The following is a 19,118-nucleotide window of genomic DNA, read 5'->3' on the forward strand; positions in this document are numbered from 1 at the left end:
TCGCACCAGATTCGGAGAGGTGGCAGAGTGGTTGAATGTACCTGACTCGAAATCAGGCGGACGGTAACGTCTCGGGGGTTCGAATCCCCCCCTCTCCTCCAAGAAGTACGTAGAAACGGGCCCTAGCGGCCCGTTTTTCCGTTCTACCCATCATCCTGCCCATCATCGCGCGATGCGCTTGAGTGGTGTGCCGTACACGACACGCCTGGGAGTCGCTAGACCTGCGGGCGCCGGCGTTTAGCGCCGGAAGTGGCTGACAGACACGTTGTTGCCGACCCTATGATGCGTCGCCACCATAGGGCGAACGACATGGAACCAGTGCACGACGACGATGCGTTAGTGAACTTTGCAGACGACCAAGAGGATGACTTGGACGTTGCTCCTAGTCCTGACCGATTTCGCGACGCCGTTCTCTATGGAACGGACTGGACTGTGCGGACTCTGCTGCAGCAGATTGAGCAAGGCAACATAGACCTATCCCCCAACTTTCAGCGGCGAGACGCCTGGAGTTTGCGGGCGAAGGCGCGCTTCATTGAGTCAGTGGCGCTTCAGCTTCCTATTCCTCAAATTGTATTGGCGGAGCGCAAAGAACAGCGCGGAACGTATATTGTCTTGGACGGCAAGCAAAGACTTTTGACTCTCGCGCAGTTTGCGGGTGAGTTCGCTGCAGATCACCGACTTTGGGAGGAATCCGCCAGGTCTACGCCTTTGAAACTCTCCGGACTTAAGGTGATCCCGGAGTTGAACGGCAAAACCTATAAGGACATGCTCACTTCCCCCGGGCTGGGTCAGTTGCGCACGCAATTCGACAATCACACGATCCGCAGCGCATTGCTAAGAAATTGGCCTGATGATGATTACCTTTACGAAGTTTTCATTAGATTGAATACAGGCAGTGCGCGCTTGTCTCCGCAGGAATTGCGGCAGGCCATGAAGCCTGGAAAATTCACCGAATTTTTGGCGGAGTGGTCTGGTAGCAGTAGCGGACTACAGCAGATTCTCGGTTTGACAGGGCCAGATTTTCGCATGCGCGATGTTGATCTGTTGCTTCGCCTAATTGCATTTTCGACTAGGCTGCCCGGGTATAACGGGAATTTGAAGCCGTTCTTGGATGAAACTCAAAAGTATTTCAATGCGTCATGGGAGCGCGAGAAAAAAGGCGTTGAGGCGCTGGCAGAGAAGATAGAAGATGCCCTTGCATTTTTAATTCGGGTGTTTGAGGGTCCTCGCGAAGTGGGCCGTCGTTTCGATGTGGATGGATTCGAAACGCCAGTAAACCGCGCGGTGCTCGATGTTCAAATTGCTGCGGCCTTTGATCCGGAGGTAAGAAAGGCTGTCGAAGAGGGGAGGTTGAATTTTCGGAATGCGTTCATCACACTTTCGGTCGTCGATACTGAATTCGGCGCCGCTGTGTCTGGCACGACCAAGTCAATAGCCGCCATCAGGGCTAGGTATACGAGATTTCAGCGCCTCTTGGAGGAAACGATTAAGGCGCCGGTGCAGATGCCGCGAATGCCATAGATGCCTAGCGGACATTTCGTCGCGCTTGATGACTCGGTGCGCGAGCTTAAGCGGATCTATCTCGACGGCGCCTTGAACGCGGCAGTGCCAAGTTTCGAGCATCAAGAGATGGCGCGTGCGTTCGTGACCTTGGCGCATGCTGAATTAGAGTATTACGTCGAGGAAGCTCTTCGGGATCTCGCGGGAATTGCACTGGCTGCCGCTGCATCAGGAAAATTTAGTCGCACTTCGATGGCACTGCTTGCCTTCGGTGACATAGGTTCTATGAAGGGCGGCTCGACACTTAACGCAAGCAAGAATAAGACGCCAAGACGGCTTTCTACGCGGTTCGGAGAGGCGTATGCGAATAGCGTAAGAACGCTGAATGGAAATAACGGTGTCAGGGATAAGCATATTGCAGCAATGGCCATTCCGTTGGGACTCGATCCGGCGATCATCGACAACACTTGGCTGAACGATCTAGACGCCTTCTGTTCATCACGGGGAGCGTTCGCGCATATGTCTCGCACTAGCCAGCGAGGAAGTCATCTCGCTGTTAATCCACAGGATGAATGGACAAGGTGTGAGCGCTTGGTCTGGAATGACCCAGCTTTGCCGAGCCTCTCTATGATCACCTCGTTTGAGAGTTTCGACCAGTGGGTTGAAGACGAAAAGAACTCTTTTGGTACCGGTTTTATCATCCCGTGGCGCGTAAGAATATTGAATATCTGGATCAGGATGGTCTATGAAATGCGGCGCAAAGAAGTGCCACTAAACGAGGATGATTGACCAGGGTCTGTAAGAGCTTAGATTTCTTTGGGAGATTGCACTATCGCTACGGTGTCCGCGTACGGTTTAAGAGAGTGAATCTTATAGGGTGGTTCTTCGGGGTTCCATCTATAAGCACCGGCATTCGTGGGCGCCCACTACAAAACGATGCCCTTAAGCATTTGAGTGATTTTTCTAAGGGTGACAGGGTTAGGCATTGCCTCGCAAGCTCATGGTCATCGCCCTTGCCCTTCACCCTGGGTTGTATGGGTAGGAGATTCGGCTTGTTCAGGCCGGCGGTTGGCGCGTTTAGCGAATGATGGTCTGCTAACGCTTGGCCTACCCATACCAATCCGTATGCGCTCTTTGGGATTTGTCTGCAGAGCTGACTTACCTGACCCGGGTCAGGTGGTCTCGGGACGCTGAGGTACCTGACGGTTGTCAGCTACGCACGTCAGGTAGGGGGCGTCAGGTAGGCCGAATCGACTTCGCTCAGTGTTCATCGGTGTTTGCGGCCTATGAGCGATTGAGAAGCTACACCCCACCCGGAGGGTGGGGAGGGGTGTCGCTCCTAGGACCGAAATCGCTCACTTTGGGCGCCACGTAGCGGTCTGAAAACCGAGTTGCTGAGCGAACTTATTGCGCTTTTCGGCGGCCGACTGCTTGGTGACCGGGTCGCCCGTCATCCAGCCATGGATGAGGGCGGACTCGGTGGGGCTGCCCTCGGCCAACTCAATGGCCTCTACCCACGCCAAGCGCTCGGCCAAGAGGGCATCCCCCAGCCCGCGCCGGTCCGCAAAGGCACTGCGGGCCTTCGCAACGCGCTTCTCGCGGATCGTCCGGATGCGCTTCGCACTGTCCTGGGTAAGCAGCCCAGTGAGGGAGTAGCAATGCGGCGCGGGGATGTCCAGGCCCGCAGAGATGTGCGAGGGTTTCAGCGACGAGTTGGCGATCTTCTCGGCGGTCCGCTCGTCCAGGCCCCAGCGGAAGATGTCGCGCCAGTGCGCGCGCTCTGGGACGTGCGTTGCGCCCAGCGTCTTGGACAGCCAGTCCAGATCGATCCAGCGTAGCAGTGCACGTTTCCTGCAGGCGTGGCTGATCGGCCTGGGAGAGTTGGGCGGCAAGACGAAGTCGGGGACGGTGGGTGCGGCTTCCGGCGCGACGTAGGTCGGCAGATTGCGCCAGCGCGGCCCGACACCCCGCCGGGTCAGCTCTTGATTCGTCAGCCACAGCTGGACGATGGTCTCGGGAAAATTGGGCGGGAGCGGTTGCCAGATCAGGCGGTCATTCACCTCCCGCAAGCGGGCGACGCTAAGCAAAGAAAAAGCGGCTTGCGCCGCTTCCGATTCAGCCCGCCGAGCCGGCGTCATCTGGCCCCGCCAGTCCCGAAGGCTTTGGACCGGGTTGACGACTTCGATTGGGCGGAGTTCCTTCATGCCGCTGCGTTGGGCAAGAGAACCAGGAACAGGTCATCTGCCTGCACCAAGACTATCAACTCGCCATCGTCACGAATGCCGAAGTGAACGATGCTGTGCCCGGCGGGCTGCTCAGTCTGAAGAATCCGCGTGCGCATCAGTTCTTCCGCCCAAGTGTCTGCCTCCACGATGTGCAAGCGGTTGAAGAGATTCAAGTCCTGTTGGGTGAAGGTCGACGGATCGACATACCTCAGATTTTGAGTTGCACGGTGGACCTTGCCCGGCTTTGCTTCCGGCGGGTCGATGAGTCCATGCTTGAGCGCGTCTAGCGTCATCTCGTGCGCGCCGACCTCCCCGAGCTGGACCTTTTCAATCACGGTGCCGCCGGAATCGACGGCGTGCGGGACCATGAAGACATCGCGGCTGCGATAGGTCGCGGTGTGTGTCTTGTGGCCGCCAGCGCCGGTGTGTGTGTGCAGAATGGTCGCTTCGAGCATGACGGCAGCGAAGTCATCGCGATTCAGTTGGTGAGCGTGCATAGAAAGTTCCTTGGCTGATGTTGAGCGGGGCAAGGCTCCGCCCTTACGCGCATCCGCGCGGTAGTTCGATCTGGGAATGAAACTGGCCCGTGGGGCAGAGTTGTAGGTGCCTAGCTTGGGAGCTGTTCGCGGCTGGCAAGCCATGCCATCACGGCAGAGCGACGCCAGCCGATGGCGTGAGCAGACAGCCTGATGGGCGGCGGGAATTCGCCACGTAGCCTGAGGCGGTCAACCGTGGTCAGGCTAAGGCCGGTCTCTCCACGCAGGTGACGGCGTCTCAGTATGGAATCTGCTTCAGGGGTCATATGTTGCCGTCTGAGGTTTGTTGAACACAAACGGATGCTCTGACGGAACGCTTCGCTGAACTCGGGCGCGAAGTTAACTCTGCGGCCGGTAGTCCTCGATCAGCACCTGATATGCCGCACCTAGCTTGGCGATCACGTCACCGTGGTGCGCCGTACCCGCTGGGGCAGACTGGCCGTTGCGCTGCTCGTATACGTCGTTCAGCGCGGCTTTCCGCGCACGTTCAAACGCTCTAGGTGAACAGGATTTTCCGATCACTGGCCCGCCGATGTGCCTCAGGAACGAGTCGCAAAAGCAGCGCTGCAGTTGTCGTTTCTCCCTCTCCTGAACCAGCCGTCCTCCGGGCCTTCCGCTCGCTTTGAAGGCGCTTGCGAGTTCGCGACCAAGTTCGGCGGCTGTCAGGCCCGCTGTCGTGTTGGGAGGATCGCCGCAGGATGAGGACAGACGGCATAGCGACTCGACCATGAACACAAGAAGCTCGCCGGCCATCGGATGTGCCAACAGCGCCCGCTCACGCTCAGCTTTGCCGAGCTTGGTTTTGCCGGCTGGGTTGAGCGCTTCAGATTGCCTGACCAAGTTGGCGAGGTCGATCAAACCCTGTCTGTTGCCACCTGGATGCGCGACCAACTGTTGAAGCTCGGATCGAATCGCGGCATCTGGCTGCTTGGCGAGATTTGCAGCCACAACAGCGCGTGCATGGTCGATTTCGTATTGGCTTAGGTTCCCCTGAAGGGCCGGCAGAAGGGCATTGGGCGCTCGCCGTCTCGTCATGCGGCGGCCCCGTTAAAACGAAGCACCTGTGCGATTTCCTCAGGGTTTCGCTCGCAAAAGTCCGCCCATGCTTGCATCATCTGCGCGCGCTTTGCGAACAGGTCACCACGCCGGTACGCGGCTTCGGTCTTGTTTGCGATGGTGTGAGCCAAAGCCATTTCGGCTACGTCAGACGGGAAGCTGGTGCGCTCGCTAACCCAGTCGCGGAAGGTCGATCTAAAGCCGTGTGGTACGGCGTCCAAGCTCATGCGCCGCATGATGTTGGTCAGGGTCATATCGCTGAGCGGCTTGCCCTGAGTTCCTGGGAATACGAGGTCGCTTTCTTCCTCGCGCGGTTGCTGCCTCAGTAGCGCTAGCGCGGATTTCGAAAGCGGTACCCGGTGCTCAACTTTCGCCTTCATGCGCTCCGCCGGTATCACCCACTGCGCCGCGTCCAAGTCGATTTCTGACCACTTCGCCCCCCGCACCTCGCCCGACCGCACCGCCGTCAACACCAACAGTTCCAGGGCGCGAGCGCCGTTGCCGTGGCGGCCGCGTAGATCGATCATGAAGGCGTGCATCTGATCGCATTCGAGGGCCGCAAAGTGCTCTACCTTGGCAATCTTGGACGGCTTCGCCAAAAGGTGGTCAAGGCGACCTCGCCACTGGGCGGGGTTCTCTCCGGCACGCAGACCGCGAACGGTAGCCCAGTCGAGCACCTGCTCAAGCCGGCCCCTGACCCGCGACGCGGTCTCTGTCTTGGTCTTCCAGATCGGTTCCAGTATGGCGAGAACATGCTCTTGCTTTACATCGGCGACCAGCATCTGCCCAATCACCGGCATGGCGTAGTTCTCCAAGCTGTTTTCCCACTGTTGGCGGTGTTTGGCGCTCTTCCACTCGTCTGACTTCGCATCAAGGAAGGACCGCGCGGCCCCTGCGAATGTCACCGCTGTGACCTGCTTTGCCCTCAGCTGGCTCTGGGCTTCCAGCCGTGCCCTGATGGGGTCTACCCCTCCAGCGACCTGCTCGCGAGCTTCCCGGGCCTTCTCGCGGGCTGCAGCAAGGGTTACGGCAGGAAAGCTGCCTAAGCCCATGTCGCGCCTTTTGGCTCCGACTGTCATACGCAAGATCCAGGACCGGGCAGGGCCGGTAACCTGCAAGTACAGGCCAGGGATACCGCCGACGAGGTGCATGCCGTCGACTTTCAGACGCCCAACTTCGAGGGCGGACAGCTCTTTTACGCGTTTGGGCATTGCGTCTCCAATCTACCCATCATCCTGCCCATCATCATAGGTGCGCTTGGGTGAGTTTGCTTGGTGGTCGGTGGTGACGCTTTTCTGCCGCTCTCCTATGACCTATCCGTCAGTTGGTGACGCTTGGAGTTCTCTGCAGTTCGATTCCGGATGACCCCCTCTCCTCCAAGACCAAGCCCGCCGGCAACCCCGGCGGGCTTTTTCTTTGTTCGTCCGTCAGTGGCCGTGATGGCCGTGCGGCTTGCGGACCTGCACGTCGGCCTTGGCGGGTGGCGACCCCGGTGCTACCGGCGCCGGCGGCGCATCGCCCACCTCGCGCGCCACTGTGCCGGCCGGGTGCACGAACCAACCCGGGTCGCTGTAATCCCCGTGCTTCAGTCCGCGCCTCACCTTCAGCATGCTGAACATGCCGCCCATCGCCACCGGGCCGAACGGCCCTTCGCCGGCCATCATCGGCGCGGTGTTCTCGGGCAACGGCATGCTCATCTCCGTCATCTCGTGCATGCCGTTCTGGCCCATGGCCATGTAGCCGGGCACGAGCTTGCGGATCTTGCCCTCCAGGTCGCTGACATCCACGCCCAGCATGGTCGGCACATCGTGGCCCATCGCGTTCATCGTGTGGTGGGCCTTGTGGCAGTGGAAGGCCCAGTCGCCTTCTTCGTCGGCGATGAACTCGATCTGGCGCATCTGGCCCACGGCGATGTCGGTCGTCACCTCGGGCCAGCGTGCGGTCCTGGGCACCGGGCCGCCGTCGGTGCCGGTGACCTCGAACTCGTGGCCGTGAATGTGGATCGGATGGTTGGTCATTGTCAGGTTGCCGATGCGGATGCGCACACGGTCGCCCTGGCGCGCGACGAGCGGCGCGATGCCGGGGAAGACGCGGCTGTTCCAGCTCCAAAGGTTGAAGTCCAGCATCGTCATGACCTTGGGCACGGCGCTGCCGGGTTCGATGTCGTAGGCGTTGAGCAGGAAGGCGTAGTCGCGGTCCACGTCGGCGATGTGCGGATGCCGGGCCTTGGGATGCGTGATCCACAGGCCCATCATGCCCATGGCCATCTGCACCATCTCGTCGGCGTGCGGGTGGTACATGAAGGTGCCGGGGCGGCGGGCGACGAACTCGTAGACCCACGTCTTGCCCGGCGGGATGGGCGGCTGCGTCAGGCCGGTCACGCCGTCCATGCCGTTGGGCAGGCGCTGGCCGTGCCAGTGCATGCTGGTGGCCTCGGGCAGGCGGTTGGTGACGTAGATGCGCACGCGATCGCCTTCGACGACCTCGATGGTCGGCCCGGGGCTCTGGCCGTTGTAGCCCCACAGGCGTGCCGTGAAGCCAGGCGCCATCTCGCGCACGACGGGTTCGGCAACGAGGTGGAACTCCTTGACGCCCGCGTTCATGCGCCAGGGCGCCGTCCAGCCGTTCAGCGTCACGACGGGGTTGTAGGGTCGGCCGGTGGGCGGCAGGAGCGGGGCCTGCGTGTCGGGCGAAGTCTGGATGACGGGCTCGGGCAGGGCGGCCATCGCGGCCTTGGAGACGGTGGCGAGCGTTGCGAGGGTCGAACCCGCGAGCAGGGAGCGTCGGTTGAACATGGTCGGTCCTCGGGATTCAGTGGGCGGCTGCGGTGGGCGAGGCGGCAGCGGCCTGGGGCGGGGAGAGCGTGACGGGGCCGACGAGAGCCTGGTCCAGGTCAGCCTGCGCGAGCCAGAAGTCGCGCAGTGCCTCCTGCGCGGCGCTGACGGCGGCGATCTGCGCGCGCGCGTCGGCCAGCATTTCGAAAACGCCGATCAGCATGCCGTTGTAGCGCAGCAGCTGCTCGTCGGCGATGCGCTTGGCCAGCGGCATCAGCTCGTCGCGGTGCAGACGGGCGATGTCGAAGGCGCTGCGGTAGAGGCCGTGAGCCTCGCGCACCTCGGAGCGCGCACGGATGGCCGTGTCGGCCGCCTCGTGCGCGGCCTGGCGGGCCAGCGCTTCGGCGCGGGGCAGCGGGCCTGGGCCGAACAGCGGCAGCTCCAGCGCCACCTCCCAGCCGCGCTGCGTCGGCGCCTCGTTGGAGGAGTTGCGCACCGCGCCGAGTTCCAGCATGGAGACGAAGCGCGTCGTGCGTGCCAGGTCGGTCTGGCGGGCGGCCTGCTCCAGCGTCAGGCGGGCGGCCTGCACGTCCAGGCGTTGTGACAATGCCAGCGCTTCGAGGTCGCCCGGCTCGCGCGGGGCAGTCGGCACTTCAGGCAGGCGCTCGGGCAGGTGCAGCGGGGTGCCGTCCTCCAGGCCGAGCAGGCGCATGAGGCGTTCGCGAGCAACAAGGCGCTGCTGTTCGGCCCGCCCGAGCGACAGCCGTGCTTCGGCCTCGAAGCCCTGTTCGCGTGCCCGAGCCAGCGCATTGAAGTTGCCGGCCGCCTGCATGCGCCTGGCCAGCTCGGCGCCGGCCTCGGCCGCTTCCATGACCTGCTGGCGATAGCGCAGCGTCTCCTCGGTCGACACGGCGCGTACCCAGGCGCGGCGTGTGTCGGCGGCAAGGGTCAGCACGTCGCCGGCCGCCTGCTGCTGTGCGGCCTGCAGGCGGCGCTGCTCGGCGGCGCGCACAAGGGGCAGCGTCAGCAGCCGGGCGAGGTCGACATGCCAGCCGCGCTCCAGCTCCACTTCGCTGCCGCGCGTGAGGCGGCTGAAACGGAAGCCCGGGTTGGGCAGGCGTCCGGCCTCGGCCACCTCGGCGGCCGTCACGCCCAGGCGGGCAAGCCGGGCCTGTAGTGCGCGGTTGTTCTGCAACGCGAAGTGCACGGCGGCGTCGGCGGACAGCGGCTCGCGGAGGCCGGCGGCGACGGTCTCGGGCAGCAGGGGTTGGTCAGCCAATGGTTGGCGGGTGTGCGGCTCGGTCAGCCGGTTGACGTCGGCCAGCGGGGCGCCGGGGTCGACGGTCGCGCAACCGGCGAGGGTCAGCGCGAGCAACAGCGGCAGTGCCGCATTGAAGGGGACATGGGGCATACAACAAGCCTCTCGGGGCAGGGCGAAAACCCGCCGCTCTATCGAACGACGGGGCAGCGAGGAGAGAGGCTCAGGCCCGGGGAGGCGGGTCGGGCAGCGGCGGCACCACGCTGGCCCAGGCCTTGGCGGGCGCTACAGCCGCGCGCTCGGCAGGCGCCATCGTGGCCGCACTCAGCGCCAGCACCGGCGGCGGCGCCGCAGCCAAGCAGCAGGGCGCGCAGAGCTTGCACGGTTTGGCGGCATGGTCGTGCGGCTCACCCTGGTCGACGTGATGCTCGTGGCCGGCATGCTGCTCCTGCGTCACCGGCGGCGGTTCGCAACTCAACTGGCCGGCCGCGAGCAGGCTGCGCAGGGGCAGCAGCGCGAGCAGCAGGCACAGGATGAGGAAGCGGCCGGGGCGACGCATGGCCGGCACTTTAACTGGGCTGATTCAGCCAGGCGCGCGGCGACAGCCCCGCGTGCTTCTGCGCGAACAGCCGACTCAGCGCCGACGCATTCGCATAGCCCAGTTCGGTGGCCAGCACCTTCAGTGGCTTGCCGGCGCGCAGTTCACTGCGGGCGATGGCCACGCGCCAGTCGGCCAGATAGTCGGCGGGCGTCTGGCCGATGGCGCCGCGGAAAGCCTCGGCAAAGCGGCTGCGCGACATGCCGGCTTCTTGCGCCATCGCCGCCAGCGGCCATGCGTCCCCCGGGCGCGCATGCAAGGCCGTCAGCGTGCGGGCCAGTCGCGGGTCTGCCAGGCCGCGCAGCAAACCCAGCGGTAGCGCAGCGTCGCGCTGATCCAGCATCCAGCGCAGCAGTTGCAGCAGCAGCACTTCGAAAAGCCTGTCCGCCAGCAGCCGCTGGCCGCAGCGCACGCGTTCGGATTCGCCGAACAGCAGCGTCAGCGTAGCGGCGATGCCGCCCAAACTCTGCAGCGGCAGCACGATCAGTGGCGGCAGCGCCTGGACGAGCGGGTGGCCAGGCTCGAAATCCAGCGTTGCACAGACGAAGTCCGAGCCCTCGGCCGGCGCGTTGTGGAAGTCATGCGCGAGCGGCCGTGGGTAGAAGACGAGGCTGGGCTCGCGCACCCACAGACGCTCGACGAGGCCGGTCGCCGCAGCGTGCCTCACCTCCATCTCACCATGGCGCATGACATGCAGGAAGCCGCGGCCAGGTTGGGCGTCGAAATGCGTCAGGCCACACAGAGGCCCGGTGTGGAAGAGGCTGGCGCGCACGCGAAAGCGCTCGAACAGCGGGCTGAGGCGATCCAGCGGCGGCGCGTCGGTCACGGGATGGATAGGTTGAAGTGGTGGACGGAATGATACCTATCGTCCCTGATATGCCGCGACAGTGGAGTCCTTCCTCCACTGCCACCCAAGGGCTTCCCCATGACCTCCCGCGTTCCTCTCGTTTCCGCCACCGACACCCCCGCCGCCAGCCGCCCGCTGCTGGACGCCGTGCACGGCGCCTTCGGTGCCACGCCCAACATGTTCCGCGCCGTCGCCAACTCGCCGGCCGCGCTGCAGGCCATGTGGGGCTTCTTCGGCGCGCTGGGCGGCGGCGTCATCCCGGCCCGGTTGGGCGAGCAGATCGCCGTCGCCGTGGGCGACCGCAATGGCTGCGAGTACTGCCTTGCGGCCCACACGGCGCTGGGCCGCAAAGCGGGTGCCTCTTCCGCTGAGATGACCGCCGCCCAGGCCGGCGAGTCGACGGACCCTGCGACGGCCGCCGCCCTGCGCTTTGCGCTCAAGCTCGTCGAGCAGCGTGGACAGGTCGGCGAGGCCGATGTCGCGGCCCTGCGCACGGCCGGCTTCAACGACGGTCAGATCGTCGAGATCCTGGCCCATGTCGCATTGAACCTGTTCACCAACTACGTCAATGTCGCGTTCGCCGTGCCGGTGGACTTCCCCGGTGTGAGGCTGCGTTCGGCGGCTTGATCGACGAGGTGGCGTAGCGATGATGTCGCCCATGAAGACCGTGCTCGCGCTGCGCCACCTCGCCTTTGAAGACCTGGGCCTCATGGCACCGCTGCTGCGCGAGCGCGGTTTCCAGGTCCGCTATCACGACGCCGGTGTCGACGACTTCGCGGCCGTCGATCTGGCCTCGGTCGACCTGCTCGTCGCCCTGGGTGGGCCAATCAGTGTCGAGGACGATGCCAACTACCCCTGGCTCGCCGACGAGGTCGCGCTGGTGCAGCGCAGGCTGGACTCGGGCCGGCCGCTGCTGGGCATTTGTCTGGGCGCGCAGCTGATGGCCCGTGCACTGGGCGCCGCCGTGCGGCCCATGAGCCTCAAAGAAATCGGCTTTGCACCGCTCACGTTGAGCGAGGCGGGGCAGGGCACCGCGCTTGCCGAACTGGGCAGCCAACCCGTGCTGCACTGGCATGGCGACCAGTTCGCGCTGCCGGCGGGCCTGCCCCCTCTGGCGGCCACACCAGCCTGCGCGCATCAGGCGTTCGCGCCGCATGAGCGGGCGCTGGCCTTGCAGTTCCATCCCGAGGTCGACCCGACGCGCATCGAACAATGGCTGATCGGCCACGGTGATGAACTCGCCGCCGCCGGCATACCGCCGCAAACCCTGCGCGAAGCCGCCAAACAACAAGGCCCCGGACTTGCCGAGGCCTTGAATCGGTTCATGCAGCGCTGGCTAGACCAGGCCCTGCTTTGACGCCAGTACCGCCGCTTCGGCGCGGCTGGAGACGTTGAGCTTTTTGTAGATGCTCTTGATGTGGTCGTTGACCGTGAACCACTTGATGCCCATCAGGTTCGCGATCTCCTTGATCGTGAAGCCCTTGCTCAGGTAGGTCAGCACTTCGCTCTCGCGGGGTGTCAGGCGTTCCCACTCGGGCGGCGGATCGAGTGCCACGTTGCGGCTGTTGCTGAAGGGCGCATGCGAGGACGACAGCGAGCCGAAGCCCGAGTTCAGCGGCATGGTGCCGCTGTCGCCGGAGGTCGACGGGCGGAAGTGCGACAGCAGGCGGCGCGCGATGGCCGGCGACAGCGGCGGCTGGCCGCGCACGATGCGTTGCAGCTCTTCCACCAGCACTTCAAATCTGTCTTCCTTCAGCAGATAGCCGTCGGCGCCGCATTGCAGGGCTGGGAAGAGGTGGTCGTCGTCGGAGTAGAGCGTCGTGACGATCTTCAGCGATGGGGAGCCGGTGAGTTCGGTCAGAAACTCCATGCCGTTGCCGTCGGGCAGTTCGAGGTCGACGAGGATGAGCTTGAAGCCACTGTCCGGCGCGCTGCTGGTGAGCTTGGCAACCTGGCGGCGCGCGTTCTCGAGATCCCCGACCTCGGTGATCTCCATCGCATCGCTGAAGCTCTCGCGCACCACGCGGCACAGGAAGCTGCGGGCGACGGGGTTGTCTTCGATGATGAGGACTTTGACGGTCATGGCGGGAGAGGCACGGTGGCTGTCGAATCGACCGACGAATGTAGCGCACCGCCTCTGCGGTAACGGGACGAGACTGCGGGGGGCAAGCCCCCGTTTCAGGCTTCATGCATTGGTAAGAACCAACTTGCCCACGACCTCGCGAGCGGCCATGCGCGCGAAGGCGGCGGGCAGTTGCTCCAGCGGCAGCACGCGGTCCAGCACGGGCTTGATCTTGCCGGCGGCATACCAGCCGGCGAGTTCTCCCAGCATCCTGGCGTTGCGGCCCGGCTCTCGCTTGGCAAATTCGCCCCAGAAAACGCCCACGACAGACGCGCCCTTGAGCAGCATGAGGTTCAGCGGCAGCGCCGGAATGGCGCCCTGCGCAAAGCCGATGACGAGGTAGCGGCCACGCCAGGCGATGGAGCGGAAGGCCGCCTCGGCCAGGTCGCCACCAACCGGGTCGTAGATGACGTTCGGGCCCTTGCCTTCGGTCAGCGCCTTCAACTCGTCACGCAGGTTCTGCGTCGTGTAGTTGATCGTCGCGTCGGCACCAAGGGCTTTGCAGGCCTCGCACTTGGCGTCGCTGCCGGCTGCGGCGATGACACGCGCGCCGGCCGCCTTGGCGATCTGGATGGCCGCCGTGCCAACACCGCCGGCCGCACCAAGGATGAGCACCGTCTCGCCTGCCTGCAGCGCGCCGCGGTCCATCAGCGCGTGGTGGCTGGTGGCATAGGTGCAGATGAAGGCGGCGGCGTCCTCGAAGCTGAAGGCGTCCGGCAGGGGCATGGCCAGCATGGCCGGGATGCAGACTTCGGTCGCGAATCCGCCCAGCCCACCGAAAGCCGCGACGCGCTGGCCCACCGCGAAGCTTGTTGCGCCTTCGCCCACTTCGCTGACGATGCCCGAGAACTCGGTGCCGGGCACGAAAGGCAAGGGTGGCTTCATCTGGTACTTGTTCTGCACGATGAGCAGGTCAGGAAAGTTCAGGCTGGCGGCCTTGACCTGCACACGGATCTGGCCCGGGCCAAGCGCCGGCGGGGGCAGTTCCTGAAACCGCAGCGCCTCGACGCCCACCGGGTTCTCACAGACCCATGCCTTCATCGTCGTCTCCTCTTGAATTGAATGGATCATGATAGGAATCCACTGGGTTACACCCGGTCTCGCAGGTGACGCTCTCCCTACAATTGGCCGCCATGCGCATCCTGATTTCCAACGACGACGGTTACCTCGCTCCCGGCCTTGCGGCCCTGGTCAAAGCTTGTGAGGGCCTGGGCGAGATCGAGGTCATCGCCCCCGAGCAGAACGCGAGCGGCACGTCCAACTCGCTGACGCTGAACCGCCCGCTGAACGTCTACCGCGCCGCCAACGGCTTCCGCTACGTCAGCGGCACACCGTCGGACGGCGTGCACCTGGCGCTGAGCGGCCTGCTGGGCTACCGGCCCGACCTGGTGTTGTCGGGCATCAACAATGGCGCCAACATGGGCGACGACACGCTTTACTCCGGCACGGTCGCGGCGGCCACGGAAGGCTATCTGTTCGGCATCCCGTCCATCGCGTTCTCGCAAGCCGAGAAGGGTTGGGTCGAGCTGGAAGCCGCTGCTCGGCTGGCGCGCAGCCTCGTCGAGCAGGTCATCGCCGGCGGGCTCGGCCAGCCCTTCCTGCTGAACGTCAACATCCCCAACCGCCCCGACGCCGACACGGTGCCACGCCGCATCACGCGACTGGGCCGCCGTCACTCAAGCGAAAGCATCATCGAGCAGATCAATCCGCGGGGCGAAACGATCTACTGGATCGGCCCGGCGGGTGATGCGCGCGAAGCGGGCGAGGGCACCGATTTCCACGCCACGTCCAACGGCGCCGTGTCGATCACGCCGTTGCAGGTCGACCTGACCGAGCATTCGTCCCTGGGTACCTGGGCGCAGCGCCTGGGACTCTGATTGATGACCACGCCCAAGCGCTTCCCCGCTAGCCTGAAGTCGGCTGCTGCGCCCCAGCGCGAGCTGCTGATGCCGCAGCGCCATCTGCACCAGGCCACGCGTGACGCGGCCCGCCTGGCGGGGCCAAACGGCAAAACTACGGGCACCGGGCTGGACAGCGGCGCCGTGCGCCAGCGCATGGTGGGCCGGCTGCGCGCCGAAGGGCGTTTCGACGAGCAGGTGCTGGCCGCCATGGCAGCGGTACCGCGCCACGAATTCGTCGACAGCGCGCTGGCCGCCCAGGCCTATGAAGACACGGCCCTGCCCATCGGCCATGGCCAGACCATCTCCAAGCCCTCGGTCGTGGCGCACATGCTCGGCCTACTGATGTCGGGCGCAAGTGCCCGGCAGCGCGGCTCGCTGGGCCGCGTGCTGGAGATCGGCACGGGCTGCGGCTACCAGGCCGCCGTCATCGCCATGCTGGCGCGTCAGGTCACGTCCATCGAGCGGCTGCAGGCCCTGCACGACAAGGCCAGGCTGAACCTGGAGCGCGTCGTGCTGCCCAAGTCGCCGCGCCTCATCTGGGGCGACGGCCGCATCGGCCATTCGGCCAGCGGGCCGTTCGACAGCATCATCGCGGCCGCCGGCGGCGAGGACATTCCGGCTGCCTGGACCGGGCAACTGGCGCCGGGTGGACGGCTTGTTGCGCCCACGGGGGCCCGCGGTCGCGGTCAGGTGCTGGTGGTGCTGGACCATGTCGTCGAAGGTGGCGTCAGCCGCTGGCTGCGCAGCGAGCACGAGGCCGTGCTCTTCGTCCCCCTAAAATCTGGAGTCGTCTGACGGGGCCGCTGGCGTACCGCGCCACACAATCCGGGCGGCCCCCAAGCCATAGCTACACGATGCCCTCACGCCTGCGCCACCTCCTTGCCCTCGTCGCCACCTCGCTGCTGCTCAGTGCCTGCAGCAGCATTTCGCTGAACCAGGCGCCAGTGGAGGACCGCAACCCCGCGGCGCCCAAACCTGCGGCGCCCGCGTCCGCGCCCGCGCCCGCTGCGTCAGCCCCCGTTGTGCCCGAAGTCAAGCCACTGCCTGGCGCCGAGAATGCCGGCAAGCCGGGCTACTACACCGTCAAGCCGGGCGATGCGCTGATCCGCATCGCGCTGGACAACGGCCAGAGCTGGCGCGACGTGGCCAAGTGGAACAGCCTGGAGAACCCCAACCGCATCGAGGTCGGCCAGGTGCTGCGGGTCGTGCCGCCGGGTGTCGACCCGGCGACCGTGACGGCCAAGCCCATCGCGAGCGCCGCCAAGGTCGAGACCCGGCCGTTGGATGCCAAGCCGCCAGGCGCTTCGGCAAGCGCTGCATCGGCGCCTGTTGTCACGGCAGCCAAGGAGCCGCCAAAGGAAGCTACCGGCTCCGACGACGACAACCTGGCCTGGGCCTGGCCGGTGTCGCTGCCCGTCAGCGCGGGTTTTGACGATCAGCGCAACAAGGGCCTGGACTTTGCAGGCAAGCCGGGTGACCCGGTGCTGGCCGTCGCAGATGGTCGCGTCGTTTACGCAGGTTCGGGCTTGCGCGGCTACGGCAACTTGGTCATCATCAAGCACAACAACACCTACCTGACCGCGTATGCCCACAACCGGGCAATGCTCGTCGAGCAGGACCAAGTCGTACGCAAGGGCCAGAGGATTGCCGAAATGGGTTCCACCGAGAGCGACACCGTCAAGCTGCACTTCGAAGTGCGGAAACTGGGCAAGCCTGTCGACCCTTCCAAGCTGTTGCCGGCGCGCTGAGTCAGCCGGTTAGCGATCAAGCACATCGGGCCAGCGACCTCGCCATGAAACACGCTGTGCCCAAGCCCAACGGCAATTCCGGCGCGGCCCACGAGCCCGGTGTCATGCTGGCCATGAACGGTGGTGCCATTACCGATGTCGATGGCGAGCCCGCCGCCGATGCGCCCGACGAAGACATTCAGGCGTTGCGCAGCAATGGCACTGGCAACGGCCATGAAGTGGAGGTGGGCAATGCGCTGCAGGCCTATCTCCGCGATATCCGCCGCACGCCGCTGCTGACGCCGCAGCAGGAGTTCGACACGGCCGTGGCCGCCCGCGCGGGGGACTTCGATGCCCGCCAGGCCATGATCGAGCACAACCTGCGCCTGGTCGTCAGCATCGCCAAGAACTATCTTGGCCGTGGCCTGCCGATGAGCGACCTCATCGAGGAAGGCAACCTGGGTCTGATGCATGCCATCGGCAAGTTCGAGCCGGAGCGGGGCTTTCGCTTTTCGACCTATTCGAGCTGGTGGATTCGCCAGAGCATCGAGCGCGCGCTGATGCACCAGGCCCGCCTCGTGCGGCTGCCGGTACACATCGTGCGTGAACTCAACCAGGTGCTGAAGGCGCGCCGCGCGTTGGAGGCACTGCAAAGCGCCAATGGCTCTGAGGGTCGCGTGCGCGCCGATGACATTGCTCAGGCGCTGGGCCGGCCGGTGGACGAAGTGGCGGAGCTGCTGGCCTACGCCGAACTGCCGAGTTCGCTGGACTCGCCCGTGGACCGCAATGGCGAGGGCGGCGAGTCCATGCTCGACCTCGTCGCCGACGACCAGGCCATCGACCCCATGGGCCTGCGCCTGTCGCACGAGGTGGAGCTGCTGTTGCAGCACGGCCTCGCCAGCCTGAATGACCGCGAGCGCGAGGTGCTTGCGGGGCGCTACGGCCTGTCGGACCGCGAGCCCGAGACGCTGGACGTGCTGGCCATCCGCCTGAAGCTGACGCGCGAGCGCATCCGCCAGATCCAGATCGAAGCGCTGGCCAAGTTGAAGCGCAACATGATGCGTCACGGCGTGGATCGGGACTCGATCTTCTAGGGCCCTTGCGGTCAGCCGGGATAATCCGGCCCCATGAATCAGACGACGGAATGGCTCAAGGTCGAAAGCATCGAACTTGAAGCACAAGGCGTGGCGCACAACGCCGAGGGCAAGGTGGTCTTCATTGACGGCGCCTTGCCGGGCGAGATCGTGAAGGCGCAGATCTCACGCCGCAAGAACAACTGGGAGCAGGGCCAGCTCACCGAGATGAAGAAGGAAAGCCCGCTGCGCGTGACGCCGGGCTGCCCGCATTTCGGCCTGCATGCGGGCGCCTGCGGCGGCTGCAAGATGCAGCATCTTCATGCGGGCGCCCAGGTGGCGGTCAAGCAACGCGTCGTCGAAGACCAGCTCTGGCATCTCGGCAAGGTCAAGGCCGAGGTGCTGCTGCGGCCCATCGAGGGCCCGACCTGGGGCTACCGCTACCGCGCGCGCTTCTCGGTGCGCTATGTGCAAAAGAAGGGCACGGTGCTGATCGGTTTCCACGAGCGCAAGAGCCGCTACGTGGCCGACATGCAGGTCTGCAAGGTCGTGCCCAAGGTCGTCAGCGACCTGCTGATGCCGCTGCGCGAGCTGATCGCCGGCATGGCCGAACGCGACCGCCTGCCGCAGATCGAGCTGGCGATGGGCGACGAGGTCATCGCGCTCGTGCTGCGCCACCTGAACCCGCTGCCCGACGGCGACGTCGCGCTGCTGCGTGAGTTCGCTGCGAAGCACGGCGTGCAGTGGTGGCTGCAGGCCAAGGGCCCGGACACGGTCAAGCTGCTCGACGAAGGCGGCCCGCAACTGGCCTACAGCCTGCCCGAGTTCGGCGTGACGATGCCGTTCAAGCCGACCGATTTCACCCAGGTCAACCCGCACATCAACGCGACCCTGGTCGGCCGCGCGCTGCGCTTGCTGGCGGTCGAGCCCAGCGACCGCGTCATCGACTGGTTCTGTGGCCTGGGCAACTTCACGCTGCCGTTGGCGACAAAGGCGCGTGAGGTGCTGGGCATCGAGGGCAGCGAGACGCTCGTGCAGCGCTCGCGCGAGAACGCTGCGGCCAACGGCCTGGCGCACAAGACCCGCTTTGTCGCGCGCAACCTGTTCGAGATGACGCCCGAACTGCTGGCGCTGGACGGCACGGCTGACCGCTGGCTCATCGACCCGCCGCGCGAGGGCGCCTTCGCGCTCGCGAAGGCGGTGGCGGACATCGCGCTCGACCCGTCGCTGGCGCCGGGCTGGGCGCCGCCGAAGCGCATCGTTTACGTCAGCTGCAACCCAGCGACGTTGGCGCGTGACGCGGGCCTGTTCGTCAATGTGGCTGGGTACCGCTGTACGGCGGCAAGTGCGGTGAACATGTTCCCGCACACGGCCCACGTCGAGTCCATCGCTGTCTTTGAGCGCTGACCAAGCGGCCTGCTGCCGTCTCCGCGTAAGTCCGGGGTGCCGAATCCGGCGCAGTGGACAAAATAGATAAACATCGCTGTTTAGTTTTGTTTAT

20 protein-coding genes and 1 tRNA gene are annotated in these 19,118 nt (G+C 64.9%); 10 read left to right on the plus strand and 11 right to left on the minus strand.

Annotated elements, in window-relative coordinates; all coding sequences use genetic code 11:
• Positions 1-13 precede the first annotated feature (13 nt).
• The 3 genes from AC0IZJ_RS00325 to AC0IZJ_RS00335 all read left to right on the plus strand — a co-directional run bounded on the left by AC0IZJ_RS00325 (position 14) and on the right by AC0IZJ_RS00335 (position 2,289).
• Positions 14-101, plus strand: a tRNA-Ser gene (locus AC0IZJ_RS00325).
• Between the two features lie 208 nt (positions 102-309).
• A complete protein-coding gene (locus AC0IZJ_RS00330) occupies positions 310-1,521 on the plus strand; it encodes a GmrSD restriction endonuclease domain-containing protein (RefSeq protein ID WP_471845482.1) in 1,212 nt (403 codons plus the stop codon).
• Entirely contained in the window at positions 1,522-2,289 is a 768-nt protein-coding gene (locus AC0IZJ_RS00335) for a HEPN domain-containing protein (RefSeq protein ID WP_471845484.1), read from the plus strand.
• 566 nt (positions 2,290-2,855) lie between these two features.
• Here AC0IZJ_RS00335 and AC0IZJ_RS00340 read toward each other — a convergent pair.
• The 9 genes from AC0IZJ_RS00340 to AC0IZJ_RS00380 all read right to left on the minus strand — a co-directional run bounded on the left by AC0IZJ_RS00340 (position 2,856) and on the right by AC0IZJ_RS00380 (position 10,773).
• Positions 2,856-3,704, minus strand: coding sequence for a hypothetical protein (locus AC0IZJ_RS00340; protein ID WP_471845486.1), 849 nt, complete (start codon positions 3,702-3,704; stop codon positions 2,856-2,858).
• The gene (locus AC0IZJ_RS00345) at positions 3,701-4,222 is read right to left on the minus strand and encodes a hypothetical protein (RefSeq protein ID WP_471845488.1); all 522 of its coding nucleotides are present in this window, start codon (positions 4,220-4,222) and stop codon (positions 3,701-3,703) included. The genes AC0IZJ_RS00340 and AC0IZJ_RS00345 overlap by 4 nt, the downstream gene beginning before the upstream one ends.
• A 110-nt stretch (positions 4,223-4,332) precedes the next feature.
• Entirely contained in the window at positions 4,333-4,527 is a 195-nt protein-coding gene (locus AC0IZJ_RS00350) for a helix-turn-helix transcriptional regulator (RefSeq protein WP_471845490.1), read from the minus strand.
• A gap of 73 nt (positions 4,528-4,600) precedes the next feature.
• Positions 4,601-5,119, minus strand: coding sequence for a hypothetical protein (locus AC0IZJ_RS00355; protein ID WP_471845492.1), 519 nt, complete (start codon positions 5,117-5,119; stop codon positions 4,601-4,603).
• Between the two features lie 173 nt (positions 5,120-5,292).
• Entirely contained in the window at positions 5,293-6,528 is a 1,236-nt protein-coding gene (locus AC0IZJ_RS00360; protein ID WP_471845494.1) for a tyrosine-type recombinase/integrase, read from the minus strand.
• 216 nt (positions 6,529-6,744) lie between these two features.
• Positions 6,745-8,112 (minus strand): multicopper oxidase family protein, encoded by a 1,368-nt coding sequence (locus AC0IZJ_RS00365; protein ID WP_471845496.1) that lies wholly within the window; start codon positions 8,110-8,112, stop codon positions 6,745-6,747.
• A 16-nt stretch (positions 8,113-8,128) separates the two neighbouring features.
• Positions 8,129-9,502, minus strand: coding sequence for a TolC family protein (locus AC0IZJ_RS00370; protein WP_471845498.1), 1,374 nt, complete (start codon positions 9,500-9,502; stop codon positions 8,129-8,131).
• Positions 9,503-9,572: 70 nt separating this feature from the next.
• Complete coding sequence (locus tag AC0IZJ_RS00375) at positions 9,573-9,908, minus strand: hypothetical protein (RefSeq protein ID WP_471845500.1); 336 nt, start codon at positions 9,906-9,908, stop codon at positions 9,573-9,575.
• A gap of 10 nt (positions 9,909-9,918) precedes the next feature.
• The gene (locus tag AC0IZJ_RS00380) at positions 9,919-10,773 is read right to left on the minus strand and encodes a cupin domain-containing protein (protein WP_471845502.1); all 855 of its coding nucleotides are present in this window, start codon (positions 10,771-10,773) and stop codon (positions 9,919-9,921) included.
• 99 nt (positions 10,774-10,872) lie between these two features.
• Here AC0IZJ_RS00380 and AC0IZJ_RS00385 point away from each other — a divergent pair, with 99 nt between their 5' ends.
• Both AC0IZJ_RS00385 and AC0IZJ_RS00390 read left to right on the plus strand, forming a co-directional pair.
• Positions 10,873-11,421, plus strand: a complete 549-nt coding sequence (locus tag AC0IZJ_RS00385; protein WP_471845504.1) for a carboxymuconolactone decarboxylase family protein — start codon at positions 10,873-10,875, stop codon at positions 11,419-11,421.
• Between the two features lie 31 nt (positions 11,422-11,452).
• Positions 11,453-12,151 carry a glutamine amidotransferase gene (locus AC0IZJ_RS00390; RefSeq protein WP_471845506.1) on the plus strand — a complete coding sequence of 233 codons (699 nt, stop codon included), beginning with the start codon at positions 11,453-11,455 and terminating at the stop codon, positions 12,149-12,151.
• On the opposite strand, the gene AC0IZJ_RS00395 is transcribed toward AC0IZJ_RS00390, so the two are convergent.
• Entirely contained in the window at positions 12,131-12,877 is a 747-nt protein-coding gene (locus AC0IZJ_RS00395) for a LuxR C-terminal-related transcriptional regulator (protein ID WP_457426171.1), read from the minus strand. The two genes, AC0IZJ_RS00390 and AC0IZJ_RS00395, sit on opposite strands and share 21 nt — an antisense overlap.
• Before the next feature lie 102 nt (positions 12,878-12,979).
• Positions 12,980-13,957 (minus strand): NADPH:quinone oxidoreductase family protein, encoded by a 978-nt coding sequence (locus AC0IZJ_RS00400; protein WP_471847113.1) that lies wholly within the window; start codon positions 13,955-13,957, stop codon positions 12,980-12,982.
• Positions 13,958-14,049: 92 nt separating this feature from the next.
• Between AC0IZJ_RS00400 and surE the strand changes: the two genes are divergently transcribed.
• From surE to rlmD, 5 genes are read left to right on the plus strand one after another with little or no spacing between them, the layout of a single operon-like run.
• On the plus strand, positions 14,050-14,793 hold the full coding sequence (surE, locus tag AC0IZJ_RS00405; protein ID WP_471845508.1) for a 5'/3'-nucleotidase SurE: 744 nt from the start codon (positions 14,050-14,052) through the stop codon (positions 14,791-14,793).
• Positions 14,794-14,796: 3 nt separating this feature from the next.
• A complete protein-coding gene (locus tag AC0IZJ_RS00410; protein ID WP_471845510.1) occupies positions 14,797-15,612 on the plus strand; it encodes a protein-L-isoaspartate(D-aspartate) O-methyltransferase in 816 nt (271 codons plus the stop codon).
• Between the two features lie 59 nt (positions 15,613-15,671).
• Positions 15,672-16,565 carry a peptidoglycan DD-metalloendopeptidase family protein gene (locus tag AC0IZJ_RS00415; protein ID WP_471845512.1) on the plus strand — a complete coding sequence of 298 codons (894 nt, stop codon included), beginning with the start codon at positions 15,672-15,674 and terminating at the stop codon, positions 16,563-16,565.
• Positions 16,566-16,609: 44 nt separating this feature from the next.
• Positions 16,610-17,638 (plus strand): RNA polymerase sigma factor RpoS, encoded by a 1,029-nt coding sequence (rpoS, locus tag AC0IZJ_RS00420; RefSeq protein WP_471845513.1) that lies wholly within the window; start codon positions 16,610-16,612, stop codon positions 17,636-17,638.
• A 33-nt stretch (positions 17,639-17,671) separates the two neighbouring features.
• Positions 17,672-19,024 (plus strand): 23S rRNA (uracil(1939)-C(5))-methyltransferase RlmD, encoded by a 1,353-nt coding sequence (gene rlmD, locus AC0IZJ_RS00425; RefSeq protein WP_471845515.1) that lies wholly within the window; start codon positions 17,672-17,674, stop codon positions 19,022-19,024.
• Positions 19,025-19,118 lie beyond the last annotated feature (94 nt).

The organism is Roseateles sp. AC306 (genome assembly GCF_979253795.1).

What these genes read in the sequence shown, in the direction of transcription:
- AC0IZJ_RS00330 (WP_471845482.1), top strand. Translation starts at nt 310, where the DNA reads ATGGAACCAGTGCACGACGACGATGCGTTAGTGAACTTTGCAGACGAC.
- AC0IZJ_RS00335 (WP_471845484.1), top strand. Translation starts at nt 1,522, where the DNA reads ATGCCTAGCGGACATTTCGTCGCGCTTGATGACTCGGTGCGCGAGCTT.
- AC0IZJ_RS00340 (WP_471845486.1), bottom strand. Translation starts at nt 3,704, where the DNA reads ATGAAGGAACTCCGCCCAATCGAAGTCGTCAACCCGGTCCAAAGCCTT.
- AC0IZJ_RS00345 (WP_471845488.1), bottom strand. Translation starts at nt 4,222, where the DNA reads ATGCACGCTCACCAACTGAATCGCGATGACTTCGCTGCCGTCATGCTC.
- AC0IZJ_RS00350 (WP_471845490.1), bottom strand. Translation starts at nt 4,527, where the DNA reads ATGACCCCTGAAGCAGATTCCATACTGAGACGCCGTCACCTGCGTGGA.
- AC0IZJ_RS00360 (WP_471845494.1), bottom strand. Translation starts at nt 6,528, where the DNA reads ATGCCCAAACGCGTAAAAGAGCTGTCCGCCCTCGAAGTTGGGCGTCTG.
- AC0IZJ_RS00365 (WP_471845496.1), bottom strand. Translation starts at nt 8,112, where the DNA reads ATGTTCAACCGACGCTCCCTGCTCGCGGGTTCGACCCTCGCAACGCTC.
- AC0IZJ_RS00370 (WP_471845498.1), bottom strand. Translation starts at nt 9,502, where the DNA reads ATGCCCCATGTCCCCTTCAATGCGGCACTGCCGCTGTTGCTCGCGCTG.
- AC0IZJ_RS00375 (WP_471845500.1), bottom strand. Translation starts at nt 9,908, where the DNA reads ATGCGTCGCCCCGGCCGCTTCCTCATCCTGTGCCTGCTGCTCGCGCTG.
- AC0IZJ_RS00385 (WP_471845504.1), top strand. Translation starts at nt 10,873, where the DNA reads ATGACCTCCCGCGTTCCTCTCGTTTCCGCCACCGACACCCCCGCCGCC.
- AC0IZJ_RS00390 (WP_471845506.1), top strand. Translation starts at nt 11,453, where the DNA reads ATGAAGACCGTGCTCGCGCTGCGCCACCTCGCCTTTGAAGACCTGGGC.
- AC0IZJ_RS00395 (WP_457426171.1), bottom strand. Translation starts at nt 12,877, where the DNA reads ATGACCGTCAAAGTCCTCATCATCGAAGACAACCCCGTCGCCCGCAGC.
- AC0IZJ_RS00400 (WP_471847113.1), bottom strand. Translation starts at nt 13,957, where the DNA reads ATGAAGGCATGGGTCTGTGAGAACCCGGTGGGCGTCGAGGCGCTGCGG.
- surE (WP_471845508.1), top strand. Translation starts at nt 14,050, where the DNA reads ATGCGCATCCTGATTTCCAACGACGACGGTTACCTCGCTCCCGGCCTT.
- AC0IZJ_RS00410 (WP_471845510.1), top strand. Translation starts at nt 14,797, where the DNA reads ATGACCACGCCCAAGCGCTTCCCCGCTAGCCTGAAGTCGGCTGCTGCG.
- AC0IZJ_RS00415 (WP_471845512.1), top strand. Translation starts at nt 15,672, where the DNA reads ATGCCCTCACGCCTGCGCCACCTCCTTGCCCTCGTCGCCACCTCGCTG.
- rpoS (WP_471845513.1), top strand. Translation starts at nt 16,610, where the DNA reads ATGAAACACGCTGTGCCCAAGCCCAACGGCAATTCCGGCGCGGCCCAC.
- rlmD (WP_471845515.1), top strand. Translation starts at nt 17,672, where the DNA reads ATGAATCAGACGACGGAATGGCTCAAGGTCGAAAGCATCGAACTTGAA.